We start from the raw sequence: 23,002 nt of genomic DNA on the forward strand, positions 1-23,002 counted from the left end.
TAATAACAACCATTATTTCATAATAAATTGTGTAAAGGAAACTTTAAACGTACTGATTTATAGCCGTCGGTGATGGATACAATGGAAATTGTCTTAAAAAAATGACTATGCGTGATAAAATAAAATTCATTATTAACAATTACTTTGATTGGAGATTTTTTTGGTTAGATCCCACAGAGAAACAAGAAAAAATTAAAATTCAATCCAATTTATTTATAAACCAAAATCCTGATGGTGAAAAGAAATTTATTGAATTATTTAAATCAAATTTCCCTGAATATAAGATTTCTAAAGTTTCATATTTTATTGATGAAGATAGATGTTTGTGTTACGAAGTTATAATTGACCAAACAAAATACTTTTGTTGTATTAGTATTTTTAATTACTTTTTATTCTACGAATTCTCCAATTCATCTAAAAAACATATTAATCCTGGGGAAAATAAAATTGTTGATCAAATATATTTTAATTCAGTTTCGAAATCATTCAAGGATATCGAGTGGATTACTAATGAAGAGTTAATAGAACCGATTGAACAGTTTAATTCAGGATACAATCAAGACCCTTGCGATGAATTAGATAATCCAATTTATGTAGGGGATTTATTATCTAGATTTCATTAAAAGTTAGTGTACTTCTACTTATAAAACATAAAAGAATAGAAGCCGTACAGTACTCGAGAAAGACGAAAAAATATTCAGTCGAATTGAAAGACTGCTATTCACGATAAGTTACAGCGATATTGAAATAGTTTCGGAACAACAAAAGGGGCTGATATCTTAGGTGAAGCTTTGCACAATGCAACGGAATACCGATTAAACAATTTCCTGCGGATTGGTCACAAGTAAAAAAAGCAGGATATTTACGCAATAAACAAATGGCTAAATACGCAACACACCTAATGGCTATTTGGGAAGGACAAAGCAAAGGAACTAAGAATATGATAGACTTAGCTAATGAGCATGGTCTTAAAGTGCGGGTTACTTATTGATTGATTAGGGTATAAAGTTCCTAAAAAATGTGCTCGGGTATTGCCAGTCTGTCCAATTTCAATATTAACTGCATTGTATAATGATTGAACAAATTCAGTAATGTTTTTATATGTAAATAAAGTAATTCTTCCATTAAAGTAAAATCCAGATCCCGCATTAACAGGAGTAGAATTTTCATAAGTTTTTTTTTGCATCATTTGGCTTCATACAAGTCTTTCTTATTGAGCGAATATACCCACGGATGCAAACACATTAATAAATCATGATTCCTCTTGATAAACATCCTGAATTAGTATATTTATACACCTCATTTGGCCCACAAGGATCTTGATTGAACGACAACATAAATATTGCTGTAAATAATGTTAAAAACATTAATAGTCGCTTTTTCATATATTTATCAATATTTTGAGTTTGTATACATTTGGCTAGAGAAATTCTCCAAATCTATAAGATATAATCTCAGATTTTCTTTATCTATTTTATCAAACTTATCTAAATCTTTCTTTTCTAATGATAGGATTCCTTTATTCGTTTTTTCTATACCAGTTCTAAAATGATTAAACAAGCTTTCTGATATTCCAATTTCTTTCCCATTTTTAATAGAAAGATATTTTATTCCATTTTTTATAGTAATTCGAGAGAAAAATCTAAAATAGATCACGTTTAATAAATGTTTATTGGGAATTTTGAATTTATTACTAGTAGAAAAGTCTGAATCTCTAAATTCTTTCATACCTTCAAACTCTAAATCAATTGGTTCATTATTATACATTAATTCCTTTAACCTGACGGTATCAACATTGGATAAAACCATTGTATCTTTTTCCAACATTATTCTTTCTTCTAATTTTGTTTTTGATTCATTAAAATAAGATAAATTTTCATCAACTTGTGCTCGATAACCAATAATACAAAAAGTAGTAAGAGTTAATACAATTATTTTTTTCATAATAAAAATTTAATTTGTTTATAATAGTATAAAATTTAATAATTTAAATTATGATTACAAATTTTAATTTAAATAATTTTTTTAGAAATTCAAAAATTTAGACATTTCAATGTTGCAAGGATATTAAACTTCAAAGAAGTCCCTAGTGAGTTTGTAAAAGAATTTTTAACACCTGAAGAACCTGCTACAGCTGTTTCTTCAGCAGCAGATAAAAAAAATTAAATACTTAAAATTAAGGCAGCAAATCCTCGAACTCACATTCGAGGATTTGTTTTAATTTGACAAGCATATTTAAGTTACACTTAGTCCTGTCTTTAGAGCTCTCCACATGACCTGTAAATCCCGCAGATACATTTAATAGATGAGCAAGTTGAACTTGAGAAATTACGTTTCAGTTCTCAATTGCTAAACTCTCTTATTCAAAAAAAATTTCAACGTCAGTTTCATGTTTGCACAATGCAACGGAATACCGATTAAACAATTCCCTGCGGATTGGTCACAAGGAAAAAAAGCAGGATATTTACGCAATAAACAAATGGCTAAATACGCAACACACTTAATCGCAATTTGTGATGGAGAAAGTAAGGGCACAAAGAACATAATAGACTTAGCTAATGAGCATGACCTTAAAGTGAGGGTTATAATTATAAATTCTAATTAGTATATTTGAATAAACCAATTATAAATAGATATGAACTTAACATTTATCGGCACCAACGAAATGCTTATTATAGTTGTTCTTTTAATTATAACTCTTGCTATTTTTTCTATTGTAAGATCATTGAATAAGAAATAGAGAATGTAATTTAAGACACAAGCCTAACTGTGATACGCTACTGGCTTCAATAAATATTCTTCATTCCTAGCTACTTTCCATAGTCACAAAAACCTTAGTAAAGTCCCTTTTTGCCAAATCACTTTTATGAATTACAAAAAACAGTTCACCGGCATCTCCCCATTGAAAATTTCCCTTGGAACTCACTAATAACAAAATAACCCAATCCTGAGGATCGCCTTTGCAAGTCAAAGCAGCTTGTAATTCAGGAGATTCATGTTGCGTAAATGCATAGGCATTCATTGCATGGTCAAACCCATGCAGCTCCTGCACTGGCTTTTCAAATGGATCATACAGGTCATAGGTAAAATCATCTTGATCCTTTAAAGATTCCGCTTTCCCTTCAAAAAGATAATTATTGACATAACTGGCATAAAAAGAAGGAGCAGAAACCGTCAGAAATGAATCTGCTTTATTGGCTTGGTATTCTCCGTCCATCAATTCATAGAAATCTTCCTCCTTATAATTAAACCTATCCCCAGAAGCTAGACTCTTATTGTCTTCAACATAGATTATCTTTCCGATATCCTGATCCTCTGAACCAAAAAACTGAAAACTCTTAAAAAAGAAAAACAAACTCCCTGTACGTGGTAAATAATCCTGGAGTTCCGCAATCTCTTCACAATTAATTTGAGCAATAAATTCATAGTTAAATTCCTGGTTTCTATAATCAGAAAAAAAAGTGGGATAAGGAATGCTTTCTGGCAAGTCTGGTTTCCCACCAAATCGATGATTGCCCAATGCAGTATAATCTTCTTCTGTGGTAAGATTAAATCCTACAGTTCGCTTAACCAAGGAAGTCAATGCCTCCTTGTATTCAGATAACTCATTCGTATCAATGATTTTCTCTACTGGTGAAATCAAAAGTTGATCATTTTCCGCTAAATACATCGATTCATCCCATTTGACCACTCCTTTTCCGTCTGCTCCAGGATATGTTATATCTAGCAGTCTTTTTTTCTCCTGCATGGATAATTCTAAACCTTTAAAGAAATTATACGCACCAGGAAGTTCTTCCAAGGGATTTAAACCTGCCTTAATGGTCGTAAGTTTAGGCTGTTGAAGTAGCGATTCTGGAAGAGTTTTAAGAAGATTATTTTCGATATTTAAATAGACTAAGCTAGGCATCTGAATCTGATCTGGAATACGTTCGATCTTATTCTTCCCTAACAAAACATACTCCAGTCTAGGCATTTTCCAGATTTCATCAGGGAGGTTGGCTAGCTCACAATCAATAATACTCAGACGATCCAATTGAATTAAATTGGCAAAGGATTTAGGAAGAGAGTTAATGGCTGCTTGATTAACGGTTATCTGTTTTAAGTTTTTTAATTCAGCGATTCGTTCTCCAAAATCAGTAAAAGGCAATTTATCATTATCCCAATTGTTCCCTATTCTTTGAATAGTCAGATATTCCAAATTTTCAAATGAATAAATTACTTCGGGCAAGGTACTGAATGTTGGATTTGTGATTTCCAAAAGTCGTATGATATGAGGATCTGAACCTTTGGTTTCTTCTAAGCTCCTAAATTTATAGTTATTCCAATCCAAGCTTGCTGGGTTAAATTCCAATGCCGCTTTTATAGGGAATTTTGGAGAATCTTCACCATATCTGTTTTTTAATTCCCCTTCAATTAGAACACAACCCTCTTTATATTCAATAGTTCCAAAAAAATATAGCAAATAATCTAGTCCATTCTTACGAAAATAGGTGTAATCCTCAGGATTTTTATCCTCCGAATAGGAACATATTCCAGTGGGAACTCCATCCTTATATATTTTAGAAGCCTCGAAGTTAAATGATATTTCTCCATTACCCGAATAATCATCCAGCAAGCCCTTCTTCTTATCTGACTCAACATCTTGGCTGAGAATACTAATCTCAGTATATAAGGTTTTGCTTGACTCTCCAATTACCCAATTCGTTTTCTGTTCTTGAATAGCATATGCTTGACCATCAATTATAAAATACGGCAGCTTAATTTGATCGTTTTCCATAGTTAGATACCATTAGATATTGCTAACCTAATATAATCAATTTCAATTAATCTTAACCATTACCTTATAATATTTATCGTGAACTAAATTCATTTTTACAAAGGAAGACTCCAATATGAAATTGATGGGTATGAATTTGCATTTAAACCAAACCGTTTTATTTTCTTGTGAAACTCTTTAGTATATTTATACTTGATTTAATTATTCAATGCATGAAAATATTCTTTACTATTGTCGCATTCATATATTCATCTTACTCATTTGCCCAATTCAGAAATACGACATGGGGAATGAATATGGAAAGTGTAAAACGAATTGAGACTGCTAAAATTGTAACTAATTTTAATGGAGATCTAACATATGATGTGAATATTAGTGATTTTAAGTGTAAGCTTGAATACAATTTTGCAAAGGATGGTTTAATAGAAATAAAATACACATTTACTCCGTTAATAATCGACAGAACCAGGCCCAACCAAACAACTATTTGGGATAAGACAATTAGTAATATTATTGAAAAATATGGCCCTCCAACAACCGAAAATTCTAAAGTTAAAACTTGGGATCTAAAAGATTTTTCGATAAAGGCTACGCTGGACAATAATAGAGTTGGTGAAATTGTAGAGGTCTCATACACTCCTCCTGCTCCATCGCAAAAAGATATTTTATAACCCAACCAACGTTAGGCTTTTCCTTATCTTTACCACTTTACACTACACAATAAACAAGTTAATTTTAATATTAAGAGTAAAGTTTCGATAGGCTATAATGCCGCTCGAATGCTTAGGGTTGATACCCTGAGTATACTCAGAAAGGAAGTTATTTACATAACGTAAGTATGCGTATTTTACTTAATCACCCCTTTATCGAAGATCTCGATCTCTGCTTTGATTAGGTGAGGATAGTCCTTAAGCGTGTCTTTAATGTAATTTCTACCTGACTCTTTCCCTAAGAGTTCAGCCATCTTTCTTGCTTGCAGTTGTACATGGTCTAGGAACTTCTTGTTAAGATCTCCACTACGTCCCTTGGGCTTACTTACTCTTTCCTGTTTGTCCTTTGGTTTGTTTTTCATAATGTAAAGGTAGTCATTGATATTATTTTATTGGCTAGTTCAATATAGAAATATGGAATGATCAATTGAAAAATGCTTAATTCAAATACATTTGCCAGGAAAATAATACTAGATGATATGGAGCTTTAGATTGAAGTAGGGTATAGCAACCTGTAAAATTCGTTTTATAAAAACATACTAATTACTTTTAGATACTGCGTATTGATACGGTTTGAAAATTTCTTGAAGCCTTTTTGAAATTATATAAGCAAAGGTATTTTTGTACTGAGCTATTATATATTTATATATTTCTTTGCGAATAAGAATATTAAGGACGATATATTTATCAGATTAAATTTTTGAAAAATCTTCATTTCGAATTAAAATAGAACTAAATGTAAATATGGATGCTAGAGAACAACCATTTGTAAAAAATCATGAATTCCAATTTACATTTTCACACAAAGGTTTTAATTTTTTAAGCTATTTTTAATCAAATAATTTAGTTTTAATCAAAGCTTAAAAATGATAAATGATTATATACAATCTTTAGAACATTATTTGAGATTGTTTCCAGAAATATTAAAGAGTATTTCAATTGAGGATTTAGAACATAAAGTAGCACCTGATAAATGGAGTAAAAAAGAAATATTAGGGCACCTTATTGATAGTGCTATTAATAATTTATCAAGATTTATTAATGCCCAATATCAAAATAATCCAATTATTCTGTATAACCAAGTGGAGTGGTGTAAGGGCAATTTCTATCAAATTGCAGATTACAATCACCTCATTACGTTATGGGAAAGTTTAAATCGTCAATTAGTATTCATTTGAGTCAATATACTCCTCAAGTATTATCTAAAACCGCAAACGATCATAGTTTAGAATTTTTGATAAAAGATTATCTTTTACATTTTGAACATCATTTAAATCAAATAAACAGGGAAAATAGATAAAGTTATTTAAGTTTTAGCCTCTTCACTATTAACAATCAAAGTTTCAAAAACCTTTTTCTAAAAATAATGAACAAAATTAAAGATTTCACTATCCAGCCCCTAGGTATGATTTCGCAAGCCTTCTTAGATAACGGTATCCATACGTTTCATGATGCCTGCTCTTTTATTCAAAATTTACCCTACAATAGAAACTCAGACAAAGAAAACCTAACAATAATTTTCACGGAGAAATGTGGGACTTGCAGTTCAAAACATGCGGTTTTAAAGCAACTTTGTACTGAACAAACCATAGAGGATATCAAACTAATGATCGGAATCTTTAAAATGAATGCAATAAACAGCCCTCCTATTCTTAAAACCTTGGAACATTACAAATTGAAATATATTCCAGAAGCACATACTTACCTCAAGTTTCAAAATGAATATTTCGATTTTACAAAGAAAGGTTCTAGTCCAGAAGGCTTCGTGGATTATCTGCTTTATGAGGAGGAAATCTTACCAAATCAAATAAATCAATATAAGATTGAACTACATCAAGTTTACTTAAAGAAATGGCTAAATGATAAACCGGATGTAAGGTTATCATTTGATGAAATCTGGAGAATAAGGGAAAAATGTATTTTAGATTTATCCAATTAACATATTTTAATAGGTGAATACTTTATGAAAAGAGCTTTAGTTATAGGCGCAGCAAGTGGAATAGGTCAAGGATTAGCTGACGCAATGGAAAAGGTTGGTTTTGAAGTTATAAGAGCTGATATCGCATTTCCTAAAGAAAATAAAACCACAAAATATGTCGATGGCACTAATGACGAATCCATTGAAAAATTGAGGATGTTTTTTCAAGAGAATGCAATTGTTCTCGATTGTTTAATTATTACAATTGGCGCCATTGATGAAGGCAATATATCCGATTATCAAGCTACAAATTTATCTTGGATGATCGATGTCAATCTTTTAACGAACTACCGCTTAGTACAACAATTTATCCCCTATCTAAAAGAGAGTAAAATGCCTAGGGTTTTACTAACAGGATCTGCTGCTGGCTTAGGCTCATTTGATGACACCTATAGTTTGATGCCTTACATCGTAAGTAAACATGCAGTTTATGGATTTTTCAAAGCCATAAACCATGATTTATCTAGGGAAGGAATTCAAGTAAGTCTCTTTCTTCCAAATAGAGTAAAAGGTAAGTTGAGCGAGAATTCCAAAAACATGAGAGAAAAATTTCTACATGAAAATTGTAAAACACCTAAAGGTGTACAAACAGCAAATGATTTAGCTGATCCTTACAAGATTGCTTCTGATGTTGTTGAGAAATTTTTATCCGGAAAAACTTATATTTCAAACAATCCTCAAATGATTATAGATAAGTTGCAAAAGGAATTATCGAAAATAAAAAAGGACCTATTAGATGAATAATAAAGATCTTAAATTTCAAACAACTGAACTACTTTCAGATGATGAGAAATTACAAATCATGGAACTTTGGAACTGTGAGTATCCAATAAATTTAATGCATGCAGATTTAGTATCATTCGAAAAGTACCTAGATTCATTGGAAAATCCTAAACATTTCCTTATCAAAATAAAAGAACGAATCGTTGGTTGGGGAACTATATTTACAAGAAATCAAGAAAAATGGTTTGCTATAATTTTATCCAGCTTCCTTCATGGACAATATATTGGTACAAGTTTAATGGAACAAATTAAAATGGAAGAAAACTTGCTTTATGGATGGGTTATAGATCATGAAAAAGATATAAAAATCAATGGTATGCCATATAGATCACCATTGAATTTTTATGTAAATCAGGGGTTTACAGTATTATTTGATCAACGTCTTGACCTCTCGACAATTTCAGCCGTTAAAATAGTTTGGGTAAGATAAAATTCATTTCTTAATTAAAATTCAACATCTTTATCTTATCGCTATTCACAATTCCCAAAAAAATAGGCCCATAGAAATTGGTAAGATTAAATAACAGAGCAAGTTATCTAATTCAAACATAGAACTTATAAGAATTTGAACTGCTACTTAGAAAGCACAATGATTTCTAAGAAACAACCTAAGCAAACCAATTAAAATAATCTGATACAGCTGTAAATAGAAAATATGTAGCAGCGCCAAAAATACCATATGCAAACTTGCTTTTTCTTCTAAGGAGATAAAAACCTAAGGCAATTAGAGCAATTGCGATTAAAAAGTCCATAAACTAAAATTTAGATTTATTTAAATATATGAAATAAAGGGATAGGAATTAAAATTTCCACAACTTAACCCAAGTAAAAAACTGACAAAATACTACGGTATCAACCGGTCCAAAACAACTCTGCCAAGTAGGATATTTCTCCGTAAAAATATGGATATGTGCACCTTTAAATTCAGCTGCACCATTCTTTAAACGATCGTCGATTAGGAAGTCCCCAATCAATTGATGTTTGTGATGGGTTAAGATTAGTTGCTTATACATAAAAGGCAAATTCTTTTCCACCTAAATACGTTGTTGTGACCAAGAATGAATATTATGCCATGGTGCTGTGGATAAAATGTAAACACCATTACGTTTTTCTAATTCGAGGACTGCTTCAATTGCCTGGGGAATTGGGGTAATAAAAAAATGAGGATAGAATTTTGTTTATTCGAGTTTAAATTTTCAAGTTAAAAAGATATAAAGCATTGCGAACAAGCACATTTTTAAATAAAATAAGCTGAAATAAAAAATATCAAGAATATTAAAGAAAGTATGAATATCAATTGATCAAAAATTGTTTTTTTAAACTTCCTCACAGTTTGCCTCTGGTGTAAGAGATCATTATACCAATGAATTACAAAATTAATTATTTTAAAAATGTAAAATATGGAAAGAATAAATACTGGAATCACATAAATATAGGTCAAAAAATAATTTATAAACATGGCTATTTCATATGAGAAGCCCATGTTTTCAAATTTCGGGGCATAAATATCTTTGGTACTATTAATTCTATGATCATATTCACCGAAAAGACCAAAATTTAAAATAGCTTTGATGGGATATGAATAAATAAACCAACTTGGTATAATTAATAGTGAAATACATCCGGCAATTATTGAAATAACTTTTTTAAACATATTTCTTAATTTAATATTTTACCCAGAAAACTTTTATTTTAAACAATTTTCAAACTTTAGTAGCTAAGTTGCAAAACAATTCTCAGAAATGAAAATTGACTTATTAAATGAATAATTTTAAAAATTCTTAAACTTATCCTGCTACTTAGAAAGCACAATGATTTCTAAGAAACAACCTAAGCAAACCAATTAAAATAATCTGATACACCTGTAAATAGAAAATATGTAGCAGCGCCAAAAATACCATATGCAAACTTGCTTTTTCTTCTAAGGAGATAAAAACCTAAGGCAATTAGAGCAATCGCGATTAAAAAGTCCATAAATTAAAATTTAGATTTATTTAAATATATGAAATAATGGGTTAGCAATTAAAATTTCTACCCCCTTAATCCTAGTAAAAAACAGACAAAATACTACGGTATCAACCGACCCAGAACACTTTGCCAGGTAGGATATTTCTCCGTAAAAATATGAATATGTTCCCCTTTAAATTCAGCTGCTCCATTCTTTAAACAATCGTCGATAAGGAAGTCCCCAATCAATTGATGCTTGTGATGAGTTAGGATTAACCGTTTATACATAGAAGGTAAATTCTTTTCGAATGGGAGCAATTAAGTTGTATCATTTTAAATAGAATTTTAAAAGTAGAATCTCCGATTCATTTACTTAAATTTTGAATTATCAAACGCTTTTTATAGCTTTACAAAACACACAACACACTAATTATCAATATATTATTAATATAAACTAAATAAAAAATGTATGTTTAAATATGAACTGAGTTTCGAGAATGAAAAGAGTCTAAAGGATGGCATTCAAAATCTTGCAGAGAAAATTGCTTTTAAAGGCTTACTAGAAATTAATGATAATAAATATCGAATTACTGACTTTGAATTTTATATTAATTCATTTTCAGCAGAAATAGAGGATCCGCATACGTATAATCATAATTTACAAAGAGAAACAGGTAAATTGTATGATCATAAATCAGGATTAGATATTACATATGGAAATGGAAAAAATGCAATTGGAATATTAATTAGAGGTATTGCGAAATTAGAACCAAATGATAAGAATGGTTCCAATAGCTTTTTTATAAGCAGGTATTTTGATGGTCCACACAAATCTAGAACGGAATTGATTGGCAATTTATGTTTTAATGAAAACAATTATTTAGGTTTCACTGAAGTTTCAACTGAAATGGAACAAAACCTTATACAAGCAAACACTAAACTCATTTCAACACAAAGGGTAAACTTAACATCAAAAATTGCAGATTTAGAGGGTAAATTCATTTATGAACCATTACGTTATGTGGTATTAATTCCCAAATATTTCCGAAATGACAAAGGGAAATTAATTTCAAATGGAAATCCTATGAAAATTCATGGAATAGAGAAAATAATTAAAAATGCATTAAGTGACAAAATAATAAATATAGATATTGCTGAACTAATTCTTGGTTATTCTTTAAAATAACCTATTTATGTTGTTCATATCTTCTAAATTGAAAGATAGATACTATTCAATTTTTGAAATTTTCAGTAAAGACATTTTGATTACAGAAATCCCGAACACAAAGGATATATGGGTTCGGGACTTCATGCCTATTCATTCTGCAAATGGGAATTTGATCTTATTTAAATATTTGCCAAAATATCTACGAAGTCCAAAATACCAACATCTTATTTCGGATAATTTAAACATATGTGAGATTCTTAATCTAGTAGTTACCTATGTTGATATTATCTTAGACGGAGGCTCTATCGTCTATGATAATGATTTGTATTTTATTTCTGAAAGGATTTTCAAAGACAATCCTCAATATAATAAGGAACATTTATATATAAAACTAGTGTCTTTATTTCAAACTGAAAAAATAATTTTTATTCCTGAAGCAAAACATGATTTTACTGGCCATCTCGATGGCGTATTGTCAATTTTGGATTCCAAAACTATACTTATAAATAGTTATCCAACCAAATATTTAAACAGTATAAAGAGCGTCTTAGAAAAATACAAATTTAACCTAGAGTACTTAATCTATAACCCTTATAACAATCGAACTTACCAATCGGCAAAAGGAATTTATATCAACTATCTGGAAACTGAAGATTATTTATATGTTCCAATTTTTGGTCAAACAGAAGATGATATAGCTCTAAAACAACTATCATCATTAATACCCAATAAAACCATTTCACCGATTCAATGTACTGAATTAGCGGAGGAAGGCGGATTACTACATTGCATTAGTTGGGAAAAGAAATTCAATAATAAAATTGGCTTCGAAAACCCTATTTAATACTGTTAAATACAAACGTTTTCCAAACCTATATTGACCAAATAATTCTATTCAATTAAACTTTACTCTCGCTAATGGTATAGTTTTCGCTATGGTTAATTCATAAACAATCATTTACAGATATGAAAAGAAATATTTTAATTGCTGCAACTATCGGTATGTTCAGTTTAATGAGTTTAGGCTGTAGTAAGGATGATGATGTATCAGGGGAAGTTGGAACCGAATACTTAAAGGTCAAAGTCGATGGGGTGGAGAAGAATTTCTCTGTTGTTAGTGCTTATTGGGCAGATGGTGGAAATACGCTTTCCTTGAATGGAACTTTAATGGATGGAAAAAATCCAAGTGAAGCATTAATGCTTTCCGTTATTTCAGACGATGCAAGAGTACCTGCTGGACAATACAGCTTGGACGATGCGACATCTTTTACTATCCTGGCTGCTCATATGCATATGCAAGGAACTGGACAGGTTAATTCTGGTGCAACTAGAGATACCGAAACTAAAGATGATGCATTTAATCTAAAAATTGACAAAATTGACAATTCACATGTACAAGGATCTTTCTCCGGCGTATTGGCACAAACTCAAGGACTTAATACCCTAGGGAAAATTACGCTAACAGATGGAAAATTCAGTTTGAAAATAAAACCTAATTAGGTAAATAAAAATGTGGTCTTTATGTATCATTAAGACCACATTTTTATTTATCGATATCCCTATAGCTACAATTTTCGCAACCAATATCACATCCACTAATCTCCATAAACATGAAAAGATTATTTCTAGCTCCCCTTATCTGTCTTTTCAGTTTGCTCATATTAAGTTATGGTAAAGATAACAGTACCCCTTCTGATGAAAAAGGCGATTTTATAAAAATGAAGATAAATGGTATTGAAAGGGTACTTTATTCTAATAAAGCCAATTGGTCACGGGAAAATGATGAAATATTCTGTGCGAATTAATTAGCGGATAATTTTAATCAATATCAACCTTAAAAATCTTTCACTATATAAATTGTCCTAAAATTTCTATGATAAACTATTCCTTTATCCGAATATAAATATGTTTCACATGTTTATGTCCGCCGGATTCTCTTTCGTCGATTTCGAATTTATTCATATGTTTGATCAGGTCATACAACTTAGCAAAACCATAATTACGCGGATCAAAATCTGGCTTTTTCTTTGAGATATAGCTACCTAGCAAGGCGAGAAAAGTCCATCCTGCTTCATCGGACAAATCTTCCACACTATTCATAATGAGTTTGACTGTCTGCCTGTCTATTTTATCTAAAGCTTTGGTAACACGCTTGGAAGTCGTTTTAGAAGGCGTCCTTTCCGTATCCTTCAGCGCGGTTTCCTTCTCCTCAGGTTTAAGAATTTCGATATAAATGAATTTATCACAGGAAACAATAAAAGGTTGAGGAGTTTTCTTTTCACCAATACCAATAACAACCATCCCAGCCTCTCGAAGTCGAGTAGCCAATCTTGTAAAGTCACTATCGCTGGAAACAATACAAAAACCACTGACTTTCTCCGAATACAGGATATCCATGGCATCAATGATCAATGCACTGTCCGACGAGTTTTTGCCTGTGGTATAACTGTATTGTTGTATGGGGGTGATGGCATTTTCCAAAAGCACATTCTTCCATCCGGTTAAATGTGCTTTTGTCCAATCGCCATATATTCTTTTAATCGTTGGAGTACCATTTTTGGAAATTTCCTCCAACATCTCTTTGATGTACGTACTGGGAATATTATCTGCGTCAATTAAGACGGCCAATTTAAGATCTAGCATAGGAGAGATTTATTTCTTACTATAAATCTACTAAATATAAAAGGCTTTCTCCTATTCTTTAATCCTATAATATCGATTAATCTACGCGATAAACGATCGCATTAAGACTCATACCTGCACCTACAGCTGCAAATAAAATAATATCACCTTTATTCAATTCTTGACCTTCTACTTGACCTCTTCGTACCATATCATAAAGCGTAGGTACTGTAGCCACGCTACTATTGCCAAAGTCTTTAATGTTCATTGGCATGATACCTTCAGGAGCAGGCTTATCGTAAAGTTTATAGAAACGATCCAAAATTGCCTGATCCATTTTCTCATTAGCCTGATGAATAAAAACCTTCTTCAAATCGTCTATATCAATACCTGCCTTGTCCAAACAGGTTTTCATGGCAGCAGGCACTTCTACCAAGGCAAACTCATATATCTTACGACCTTTCATCTTAATAAAGCGTCTTCCTGGCGATTCCTCTTCATTATAGGACCCTTCAAAATTGATGTAGTCTACTTCATCAACGGAGAAGGTGGCACTCGCTGTAGCCAAAATACCGGTATCTAGTGAGGTAAGTTCCAATATTCCTGCCCCAGCCCCATCAGCAAAGATCATGGAGTCACGATCTGCAGGGTCTATAACACGAGATAGTACATCGACACCAATAACTAAACAGCGTTTTGCTAAACCTGAACGAATAAAGGCATCAGCATGAATAACACTTTCTATCCATCCTGCACAGCCAAAAATCATGTCATATGCAATACAGGAATTATTTTTTATTCCTAATAGATGTTTTACACGAGCAGCAATACTAGGGACCATATCCGATTGTCTGGTACCCTTTGGGATATCGCCGTAATTATGCGTGACAATGATATAATCAATACTCTCCTTATCAATCTCTGCATTTTGGATGGCTGCTTCAGCAGCTTCAAATGCTAAATCACTTGCTACCTTATTGTCCTTAGCGTAACGTCGAGCAGCAATTCCAGTGATCGCTTCCAGCTTATTAATCACCTTTAGCGAATCCTTTAACTTCTCCCCTGCCTCATCAAAGAACACGTGTTCCGCAAAGTGTGAATTGGGAACATCCACCAAGGAATGACAAGCTCCCGTGCCAATAATTTTAGATCTCATTTTTATTCTTTTGTTTCAATGTTCTTTGTTTGATTGAATTTCTTATAAAAATAGTTAACTAAACACCTATTTTACGCCGTTTATGAAATAATCTAAATAAAACAGGGTTAATAATAGAAAGTCATCAACAAATACCCTTGTAAGATACAATATTCGAACCAATATTTCATATTTATCGATTTACAATTTATTAATAATTCTTAAATTTCTAAGAACCAAAATATATGGACAACTTATAAAAAAAGTTAAGAACTTACGTTTAAGATCGAGATTTTGACATAATAAATTTACTACCAAACCTAATCGATCAGTTTATTTTTCTTTACGACATTATCTCTCCAATTTCTTTACCATCTAATCAACCTTAGGGCAAAGCAATGTAATCAACTTAAATTGATCTTCTTGTGACTCATATAACCCCTTGATTTGTTCCTGCAATAGCATGTCCATTTTCTGGTGCAGGCTACGGATTTCCAATTCAGCTTTTAGGTTTACCATATAGTCATTTTCTGCACGCATTCTGTCCTTTTCCTCCTGTCTGTTTTGGCTCATCATAATGATTGGAGCTTGCGATGCAGCAAGACAGGAAAGCGCCAAATTCATCAAAATAAAGGGAAATGGATCAAACTGTTCCTTGGCAGGAACATTGGAATTAAAAATAATCCACAGAATCAACAGAACCGTAAATACGATAATAAAAGTCCAGCTCCCACCAAATCGAGCTACCTTATCGGATATCTTCTGACCTTCTGAACGCACTTCTTTTGGTGGATGTACCAACCGGTCTACCAGCAAGGCCTCCTCTTCTATACTCTGCCTAACGATCTCATGAAGCTTCGTCATACTCTCATTACTCTTTTCCATGATTTCCTTAAAATGCTTCTTTTCCATGATTTTGATGTTTGAAGGATTCTGAAATTATATATCCTCTGTTTTAGTTTTCACTTCGTATATTCCGTCTATTAATCGCTGCTCTTCTCGAAGTTGTTGGTAAAGCGATGAATCGCCATCCTCTCCCATCAAGAATCCCCAAGGTTTCAACGGATAAATACGATCGAAGACAATTTTCGTAATGGCCAATAATGGAATTGCCAGGAACATCCCTGAAATTCCCCAAACCAGTTCACCGCAAAAAATTGCCATCATGGCAACCATGGAATTAACCTGAACTTTCGAACCAACCACCTTTGGAACAACAAAATTGCTATCGATAAAATGAATAATGATTATTGCTAAAAACACGAATAACACGTGAACCATGGAAGAGGTAGCGAAGGTTATTAGCGCAATAACAAGCAGGGAAACAAAGATTCCTATATATGGCAACACATTGAAAAGTCCTGTAAAAATGGAGAGCATTAAACTATATTTTACACCAATAATACTCAAGGCAATAAAGGTCATGACCGCAACGATAATCATCTGTAAAAACAACCCAATCAAATAGCGCTTTACGACGTATTGCACTTGTGCAACGATATCCAGTACGATAGTATGATCCTTTTCATGATTAAGCAATAACAGAAAACGAACGATATGTCCACGATAAGTTAAAATGAAAAAGGTATAAAGAAATGTAAAAACCAATAATATAAAATTGGAAGACATGGAAATGATGGCTACACCCAAGATAGCAGTACCTTGTCCAACCGATTTAGAAAGCGTATCATTGATATAGCCCACTTGCTCGGAATAATTGATATGGAAAGTGGCTGAAATCCACTTCTGTAAAGAGTCCAATCCACTAACAACCTGTTTCTCGAAGGCCGGCCAATCTTCCTTTAAACTTGTCATTTGTGCTCCTAGTAGAACAATTATTCCTGAAATAAATGTAAATAGCAATAACAAGGCAGCAAGAGAAGATAAGACTCTAGGAAATCGCAATTTCTGCTCCATCCAACTAGCAAATGGTGTTAATAAAAATGCAAATAAACTACCTAGCACAAAAGGTGCAATGATGGTTTGTCCAACCCTAGCAATGTAAAATAGGGCAATCAAAATAATTAGACTACAAGCTAATTTCAAATAAAATGGTAAAGAAAGTATGCGACGCATTGTGTTGTAGAAGTTATATAATTGGATATTGTTCCAGGTAATTTTCAATTCAACAGTCCCAACATTATGTTCTGTAAGATGGACCTGTATTTAATGGTAAATATATTAACCATACAAATGTATTTAAAACTATGATTTTGAAATATTGTTTTTTCAGTGTAATGGTCGATTAATAAGGCAGGAATTTGCCTTTATACTTTATTTTATTGTATTATAATAAATCGTAATACTTTATATGTTCTTACTGCATGAATTATTTTTGGATATAACTTGATTAAGTTTTAAGAGCACTTTTGTTCTATACTCTTACGGATTTTATATGGATCTGATAAGGATCTTGTTCGGATCTTGTTCGCTTCTAACCGAACGAGATCCGAACGAGATCCGAAGGAGTTCCGAAGGAGATCCGAAAGAGTCTCGAAGAAAACCTCTGTAAGAGACAGTTAGACATCAGACAAAAGACAACAGAAAATATCAAAAAACAGTAGAAAGGATTAGGGAAAAATTTTATGATTATAGCCCTGATTTTACCGACGTATATATATTATGGAAATGAGATTGTTTAATTGGAGAGATTTAGATTTTACGAACAATTCAGAAATATAGTCATAAAAAAAAGGGAGCACATTACTGTACTCCCAAACTGCAACAAAAGGAATTGAAACTTAACAATAAACGCTCTTATTACATCATTAACACAAAAAAATGAAATAAAAAATTATAGGATTTGCTGAATTAATTCAGCACATCACGGACACATCGAATAGGCAAACGTTCATCTCTAGAGAATTCGTTTGTTCCATCAAAATGTCGATCACTGACAAAGGTTTTTCCACTAACACTTCCACGGTATGTTGGAGGATCCAATCTATAAGAACAACCTCCATTTAAACTGTTTATATAATCTTGTTCATAGACCGTAGGGGCAGCAGCTCCTTGAAGACAACTTAGACAGCCAATGTTTGCATCGATGGCTAAATATTGAAAATAACCTGGTCGCCAAGTACCCCAAGGATTAACTCCTGCACCATAAGCTCGACCAGCAGCATAAAACCTCAATCGCTCAGGCTTACCAGTAATTTCATTCACACCATCCCACCAAATATGACCTACATTGGGATTTCCATTAGGTTGAAATTTAGCAAGCATCTGAACATCAGGTTCTGTAAAAGTACTATTGACATCCCCTAGGTCAGCAAATTCCTGAACAGTGGGCATGCGCCATCTTCCACCTATGATTTTTGTACAAGGATCATCAACTACATCCTTTATACGATCTATATGCTTATTGTTTGGCCAACTTGCGCTGATAACTTTTAAAGGTTCGAAGGAATCAAAGGTCCAATAATCCGTATGATACCTTTTGTTGTTTAATGTCGTTTCTGATCCATAGCTCAAGCCTTGTGCCCAACCTGTCTCTTCAGGGAGATGACGGTTAAAATAAATTCCATTTACCTTGGCTAAGTTTCCTTTTGCCCAAACCAAATTATTAACTCGTATTCCTGCTGCTTGAAAACTAACCTTCAACTTGTAATGGTATCCTGGCTTTATTTGGAACCCAGTCAGTTCAGGTATACCAGTATTTGGTATTTGACCATCTCCAGAATTTGGTAGGCTTTGCGTCATTTCATTCAGTGTAATTTCTGAAATTTTTAAAGAGCTCCCCTTATTCGTTGTTCCACATATTATCAATTCTTTACTTTCCCATAAATTTCCTTGACCAGTTATAATTAATGGCAACATGACAGGAGTTCCATAAGGCATTAGTTCTTTACGACCTAAATTAAAGTTAGCTGACGGATAATGCATACCTAAGGAAGCTTTAACAGAAGTAAAAACGCCCATATCGGGGGAAGATTCAAATACTACAGAAACTTTGGCCATCTGATAATGCAGTACGACATCTAAAAAATTAGATGAACCATATTCTATTTTCTTGACGGATTTATTATATAAAAATTCAGAATCAGCAGTTATGTTCTGTAACACAAGATCAGAAAGGGCAACATCTTTTGAAATTGGAGGTATGTCTTTTGTATTATTAAACGAGTAGATTACGAAAGTATAGCTTTTTCCGGCATCCATTATTAACGAGGCATCTTTATCAACACTAATAAATTGTTCCTGTGTCACTAATTTCTCATTAGCATCATAGACTAAAATTCTATATTTCACATCAGGAGCCATTTCTATTGCACGAGAAGTTCTTGCAGATCTCGATTCTTCATGGTTGGCCTCTTCCAGAACTGCAACCAATACATCACCATTAGGCAATGGAGCTGATTTTATTTGATTGGCCATTTTAGTAGATTCACCCCTATTCTGAATTAGATTATCTGGTATATCAGCGTTTTCTTGGAGGGGATATACCGCACCTTTATAATTTAACTTCAGAACTACTTTCCCTCCCTCTAAATCTCCGTTATCTAAGGATTTTGAACAAGAGGTAAGGGTATTTTGGACTATTAATGCGAATGCCACTACTAGCAATAATTGATACTTTATCTTCATTTTCATTATTTTTAATTACCAAATAACCTTGTCTCCATATTCCGAAACAACCTCATCCTCACCTTTTTCCCATTCGTACATTAATGAGTTATTTGTTGGTCCAATAGGATTAACAACAGCGGAACCTGCTGCAATTTCACTTTCCATTTGAACAAGAATCTCTTCTATGCTAGGTTTTACATACTTTCTTTTAATCTTTAAATCAGCTAGATCATTTTCATCTTTAAAATTCATAATTATTCTTTATATTTTATTTTATTACCGAAAGCGCATAGAAAATCAACTCCTTTGTTTTAAAGGCGATAAACCAACAATATATTTTACCTATAAATGTTTATTGTTTAACAAAAGTGCTATTTATTAGCTATAACGCAAATGAAGAGTGTCACAATAAAATGTAAGCTAAATCATTTACAATCGAAAATACATTAACAATCAAGTATTTATAAAACTAAAAATTAGAAATATTCAAAATAAAAATAGGTGCATAGAAAACCAATTAACCTAAATAATTATATTATTAGTATAATCAACCTCTTTATTTACAATAAATGTCTCTTGAGAAAAATTCTTCGAATAGGAACTTGACTTTGATTATGCAATAGGAAATAGAGTTAACAAGATTAAAAAAAAATAGAGCCTAACTAAGAATTAGCTAGACTCTAAACCTATTATTTATTTACCCAGTTTTTCTAATGAATTATAGATGCTTTAAAATTAGTTCTTTAAGTTTTGGATCACTTGGTCTTGGCGCACTAAGTGTGATAATCTTTCCTTCTTTATCGAATAGCATAAATTGCGGAATGGTTGTGAAGTTATAATATTTGATAATGTAAGTCCAGCCATTTGCCCACAATTGTATATTATGTTCTGTACCATCATCTTTCATAGCCTTCAGCCATTTATCACGATCCTTTGGTACATCGAGAGTAATACTAACTACGACAAAGTTTGGATTATCCTTAAGTTCTTCTTCCAGTTTTTTAAGGGCAGGAACTTCCGCACGGCAAGCATGACACCAAGAAGCCCACATATCCAATAAAACGACTTTACCTTTGAAATCATTGAATTGAACCATTTCACCTTGAAGATTAGGATATTTAAAGTTTAACCCTTGGTCTCCCGGTTTTAATTTAGCAACACGGATTAATGTCGACATGTTTAATTCCTCTTGTTTAGGGAGTGTAATTAATTCTCCGTATTTCTGGTAGGCCTCATCGTACTTTTCAAATTCATTTTGACGATAAAGATAATTAGCCAAAATATCACCTTTCAAGGTGTCATTATTTAAATAAGTCAATTTACGCTCGAACACTTCGTAAGTTCTTGGGACATTCAATTCTGAAGGTTTACGGATGCGTTCTAGGATATGGACATACCCTTCAACTGCAGTGTTTCCCCACGGAAGTTGATGCACATCGGAAGCAGCATGGGTAAAGGTATTTGGTTTTATGCCATGTAAGAATTCACCAATTAAATCTTTTTTACCACGTACCACCATTCCTTTGGTTTGGAAATACTCCCCCATTAGGCTATAATAATTAACGTCCAATAATATGGGCAACAAATGATTGAACTGTTTATTTTTCGTTGGGTTCTCCTTTGCAAAAGTTTTAGTGCGTTTATATAAAGCATCAATTTGCGGCATGGTATGATCTCCACGACTGTACTTTTCACGGCTATTGACTACCTTCTGCTCGAAATTTAGAATTTCATTGTGCCATTTATTTAATACTTGGTTTTCTGAACTAATAGATTTACCATTAAGCGTATAGGTAGAATCGTTGATAGTCAGATCTAATTTATCACCAGGCTTAAAATAAAACGTATAGTTGTTATTTAAGGAATTTGGGCCTCCAAATCCGATTACATAAAAAGACTCTTCAGCAGGATAAAAAGAAAATCCAAAATCCCCTTCTTCTAAACCTTTAGCACTAGCAATTTCAACCATTCTACCTTCTACTGGTTTCAATAGGCGTACGACCGAATGATTAAGCACAATATCCAATTTCCCTTTAATCTCTACCTTTTCTTGTGCTTGCACTTGGCAGAATCCCAATAGGGCGAATATTCCTGAAAACAAAAAAAGCTTCTTCATCTTATATATTTTATATTTTATCAATTATTAAAATGGAAAACCATCAATATTTATTTCATGTATAGCTATTGTGGCCGCAGTGGCATTGTTAAACTGTAAATGGATTCCGACTATTGGTCCCATATTAGGAAGCGGCACTATGGCTTGTTTTTCAATCGATGTTTTAACATGATTAATATCAACATTCTCTGCTAAAATCACTTGGGATTTATCCTCTCTAATTCCATAGACGGTTATGGTATTTAAAGCTGCCACAAAGTTATTCTGAAAACTGATATTTAAACTTGTCGGCAAAATCTGATTGAAAGGACCTGAAGGATTCAACAAACTAGTTTCATCAAATTTAGATTCAGAAGGAACTCTATCCTTAGTGAAAAAGAAACGAATATTCTTTGTAGTTCCAGTAGTTCCTGTACGGAATGCATAAGTACTTAAGGTTGCTCCCTGACCAACACGACCATCAAACGCACGTTCGAGAAAATAATTAGCGGCATGAGAATTTGGATTGTCGGTATATATTGTCCAATTTTCCTTATCTGAAGCAGCAGAATAACTTTTTGAATGATACTCTACAGAAAAAGTCCTTTTCGCTTTTTCCCCGTCGGGCATAGTGATCGTCACACTCATTTGCTTTCCTTGAATAGGACTGATGAGTCTGGTAAACTGTTCTTGCGAGAAATCTCCAGTTAAATGAACTGAATCAGCACCCGTTCCTAAGTAAGTAAAATCATAAGCTATCTTCTCTTTCAATGGGTTAGCAAACAAAAGTTTTGTCGTTCCAGGAATGGATGACACTTGAATTTGTTGCATTATTGATGTCAAATAAGATTCTTTAGTCCATGTCCTTATAACAGAAGGGTTTGAAAAAAGACCATTATCAACTGCATAAAATTCCAAGCTATATTCCTTAAAGAATTTCATATCCAAAACCAAGGGTTTGGAGAAATCTGTAACCTTTAACTTTTGGTTCTGATTATCATCAATATAGCGTAATTCAATCTCTTTGATTTCTTTTTGCATATTACTCCAATCAATCACCAATTTCTGATCGTAATCGCCAGTTACTGAGATACCTGTTGGTTTTCTCAGGAAATTTATGCTACTGTCTACACCTCCCTCTTCGGGGAATTTTTGTAAAGTATCTTTTGCACAGCTGCTGAAAAGTAATACAAACATGCCTAGCAAAAATGAAAATAT

22 protein-coding genes are annotated in these 23,002 nt (G+C 32.6%); 10 read left to right on the plus strand and 12 right to left on the minus strand.

Annotated elements, in window-relative coordinates; all coding sequences use genetic code 11:
- Positions 1 to 107 precede the first annotated feature (107 nt).
- The gene (locus ABD676_RS09200; RefSeq protein ID WP_344674374.1) at positions 108 to 623 is read left to right on the plus strand and encodes a hypothetical protein; all 516 of its coding nucleotides are present in this window, start codon (positions 108 to 110) and stop codon (positions 621 to 623) included.
- A 769-nt stretch (positions 624 to 1,392) separates the two neighbouring features.
- On the opposite strand, the gene ABD676_RS09205 is transcribed toward ABD676_RS09200, so the two are convergent.
- A complete protein-coding gene (locus ABD676_RS09205; RefSeq protein ID WP_344674375.1) occupies positions 1,393 to 1,944 on the minus strand; it encodes a hypothetical protein in 552 nt (183 codons plus the stop codon).
- Positions 1,945 to 2,806: 862 nt separating this feature from the next.
- Positions 2,807 to 4,777, minus strand: coding sequence for a DUF1963 domain-containing protein (locus tag ABD676_RS09210; RefSeq protein ID WP_344674376.1), 1,971 nt, complete (start codon positions 4,775 to 4,777; stop codon positions 2,807 to 2,809).
- A gap of 212 nt (positions 4,778 to 4,989) precedes the next feature.
- On the opposite strand from ABD676_RS09210, the gene ABD676_RS09215 reads away from it, so the two are divergent.
- Positions 4,990 to 5,448: a hypothetical protein gene (locus ABD676_RS09215; RefSeq protein ID WP_344674377.1), complete on the plus strand. Its 459-nt coding sequence runs from the start codon at positions 4,990 to 4,992 to the stop codon at positions 5,446 to 5,448.
- Positions 5,449 to 5,624: 176 nt separating this feature from the next.
- On the opposite strand, the gene ABD676_RS09220 is transcribed toward ABD676_RS09215, so the two are convergent.
- Positions 5,625 to 5,849 (minus strand): hypothetical protein, encoded by a 225-nt coding sequence (locus ABD676_RS09220; protein ID WP_344674378.1) that lies wholly within the window; start codon positions 5,847 to 5,849, stop codon positions 5,625 to 5,627.
- 504 nt (positions 5,850 to 6,353) lie between these two features.
- Here ABD676_RS09220 and ABD676_RS09225 point away from each other — a divergent pair.
- From ABD676_RS09225 to ABD676_RS09240, 4 genes are all read left to right on the plus strand, one after another.
- Positions 6,354 to 6,665: a hypothetical protein gene (locus ABD676_RS09225; RefSeq protein WP_344674379.1), complete on the plus strand. Its 312-nt coding sequence runs from the start codon at positions 6,354 to 6,356 to the stop codon at positions 6,663 to 6,665.
- Between the two features lie 188 nt (positions 6,666 to 6,853).
- Positions 6,854 to 7,426, plus strand: coding sequence for a hypothetical protein (locus tag ABD676_RS09230; RefSeq protein WP_344674380.1), 573 nt, complete (start codon positions 6,854 to 6,856; stop codon positions 7,424 to 7,426).
- A 24-nt stretch (positions 7,427 to 7,450) separates the two neighbouring features.
- Positions 7,451 to 8,209, plus strand: coding sequence for an SDR family oxidoreductase (locus tag ABD676_RS09235; RefSeq protein WP_344674381.1), 759 nt, complete (start codon positions 7,451 to 7,453; stop codon positions 8,207 to 8,209).
- Positions 8,202 to 8,678 carry a GNAT family N-acetyltransferase gene (locus ABD676_RS09240; RefSeq protein ID WP_344674382.1) on the plus strand — a complete coding sequence of 159 codons (477 nt, stop codon included), beginning with the start codon at positions 8,202 to 8,204 and terminating at the stop codon, positions 8,676 to 8,678. Before ABD676_RS09235 ends, ABD676_RS09240 begins: the two co-directional genes overlap by 8 nt.
- Positions 8,679 to 9,048: 370 nt before the next feature.
- Here the strand turns inward: ABD676_RS09240 and ABD676_RS09245 are convergent, their stop codons facing one another.
- The gene (locus tag ABD676_RS09245; RefSeq protein ID WP_344674383.1) at positions 9,049 to 9,282 is read right to left on the minus strand and encodes a 5' nucleotidase, NT5C type; all 234 of its coding nucleotides are present in this window, start codon (positions 9,280 to 9,282) and stop codon (positions 9,049 to 9,051) included.
- A gap of 1,382 nt (positions 9,283 to 10,664) precedes the next feature.
- On the opposite strand from ABD676_RS09245, the gene ABD676_RS09250 reads away from it, so the two are divergent.
- The 4 genes from ABD676_RS09250 to ABD676_RS09265 all read left to right on the plus strand — a co-directional run bounded on the left by ABD676_RS09250 (position 10,665) and on the right by ABD676_RS09265 (position 13,168).
- Positions 10,665 to 11,381 carry a hypothetical protein gene (locus tag ABD676_RS09250; RefSeq protein ID WP_344674384.1) on the plus strand — a complete coding sequence of 239 codons (717 nt, stop codon included), beginning with the start codon at positions 10,665 to 10,667 and terminating at the stop codon, positions 11,379 to 11,381.
- A gap of 7 nt (positions 11,382 to 11,388) precedes the next feature.
- Positions 11,389 to 12,207: an agmatine deiminase family protein gene (locus ABD676_RS09255; RefSeq protein ID WP_344674385.1), complete on the plus strand. Its 819-nt coding sequence runs from the start codon at positions 11,389 to 11,391 to the stop codon at positions 12,205 to 12,207.
- A gap of 122 nt (positions 12,208 to 12,329) precedes the next feature.
- Positions 12,330 to 12,863 carry a hypothetical protein gene (locus tag ABD676_RS09260; RefSeq protein WP_344674386.1) on the plus strand — a complete coding sequence of 178 codons (534 nt, stop codon included), beginning with the start codon at positions 12,330 to 12,332 and terminating at the stop codon, positions 12,861 to 12,863.
- A 110-nt stretch (positions 12,864 to 12,973) separates the two neighbouring features.
- Entirely contained in the window at positions 12,974 to 13,168 is a 195-nt protein-coding gene (locus tag ABD676_RS09265; RefSeq protein ID WP_344674387.1) for a hypothetical protein, read from the plus strand.
- 76 nt (positions 13,169 to 13,244) lie between these two features.
- Here the strand turns inward: ABD676_RS09265 and ABD676_RS09270 are convergent, their stop codons facing one another.
- The 8 genes from ABD676_RS09270 to ABD676_RS09305 form a co-directional block, all read right to left on the minus strand.
- Positions 13,245 to 14,006, minus strand: coding sequence for an NYN domain-containing protein (locus ABD676_RS09270; protein WP_344674388.1), 762 nt, complete (start codon positions 14,004 to 14,006; stop codon positions 13,245 to 13,247).
- Positions 14,007 to 14,082: 76 nt separating this feature from the next.
- Positions 14,083 to 15,141, minus strand: coding sequence for a 3-oxoacyl-ACP synthase III family protein (locus ABD676_RS09275; RefSeq protein ID WP_344674389.1), 1,059 nt, complete (start codon positions 15,139 to 15,141; stop codon positions 14,083 to 14,085).
- 354 nt (positions 15,142 to 15,495) lie between these two features.
- The gene (locus ABD676_RS09280; protein ID WP_344674390.1) at positions 15,496 to 16,032 is read right to left on the minus strand and encodes a DUF1003 domain-containing protein; all 537 of its coding nucleotides are present in this window, start codon (positions 16,030 to 16,032) and stop codon (positions 15,496 to 15,498) included.
- A gap of 27 nt (positions 16,033 to 16,059) precedes the next feature.
- Complete coding sequence (locus ABD676_RS09285) at positions 16,060 to 17,196, minus strand: AI-2E family transporter (protein ID WP_344674391.1); 1,137 nt, start codon at positions 17,194 to 17,196, stop codon at positions 16,060 to 16,062.
- 735 nt (positions 17,197 to 17,931) lie between these two features.
- On the minus strand, positions 17,932 to 19,713 hold the full coding sequence (locus ABD676_RS09290; RefSeq protein ID WP_344674392.1) for a hypothetical protein: 1,782 nt from the start codon (positions 19,711 to 19,713) through the stop codon (positions 17,932 to 17,934).
- A gap of 9 nt (positions 19,714 to 19,722) precedes the next feature.
- Entirely contained in the window at positions 19,723 to 19,941 is a 219-nt protein-coding gene (locus tag ABD676_RS09295) for a hypothetical protein (RefSeq protein ID WP_344674393.1), read from the minus strand.
- 466 nt (positions 19,942 to 20,407) lie between these two features.
- Entirely contained in the window at positions 20,408 to 21,805 is a 1,398-nt protein-coding gene (locus tag ABD676_RS09300) for a TlpA family protein disulfide reductase (RefSeq protein WP_344674394.1), read from the minus strand.
- 27 nt (positions 21,806 to 21,832) lie between these two features.
- A complete protein-coding gene (locus ABD676_RS09305) occupies positions 21,833 to 22,981 on the minus strand; it encodes a hypothetical protein (RefSeq protein ID WP_344674395.1) in 1,149 nt (382 codons plus the stop codon).
- Positions 22,982 to 23,002: the final 21 nt, after the last annotated feature.

Source organism: Sphingobacterium kyonggiense, from assembly GCF_039536825.1.
Classification (GTDB): domain Bacteria; phylum Bacteroidota; class Bacteroidia; order Sphingobacteriales; family Sphingobacteriaceae; genus Sphingobacterium; species Sphingobacterium kyonggiense.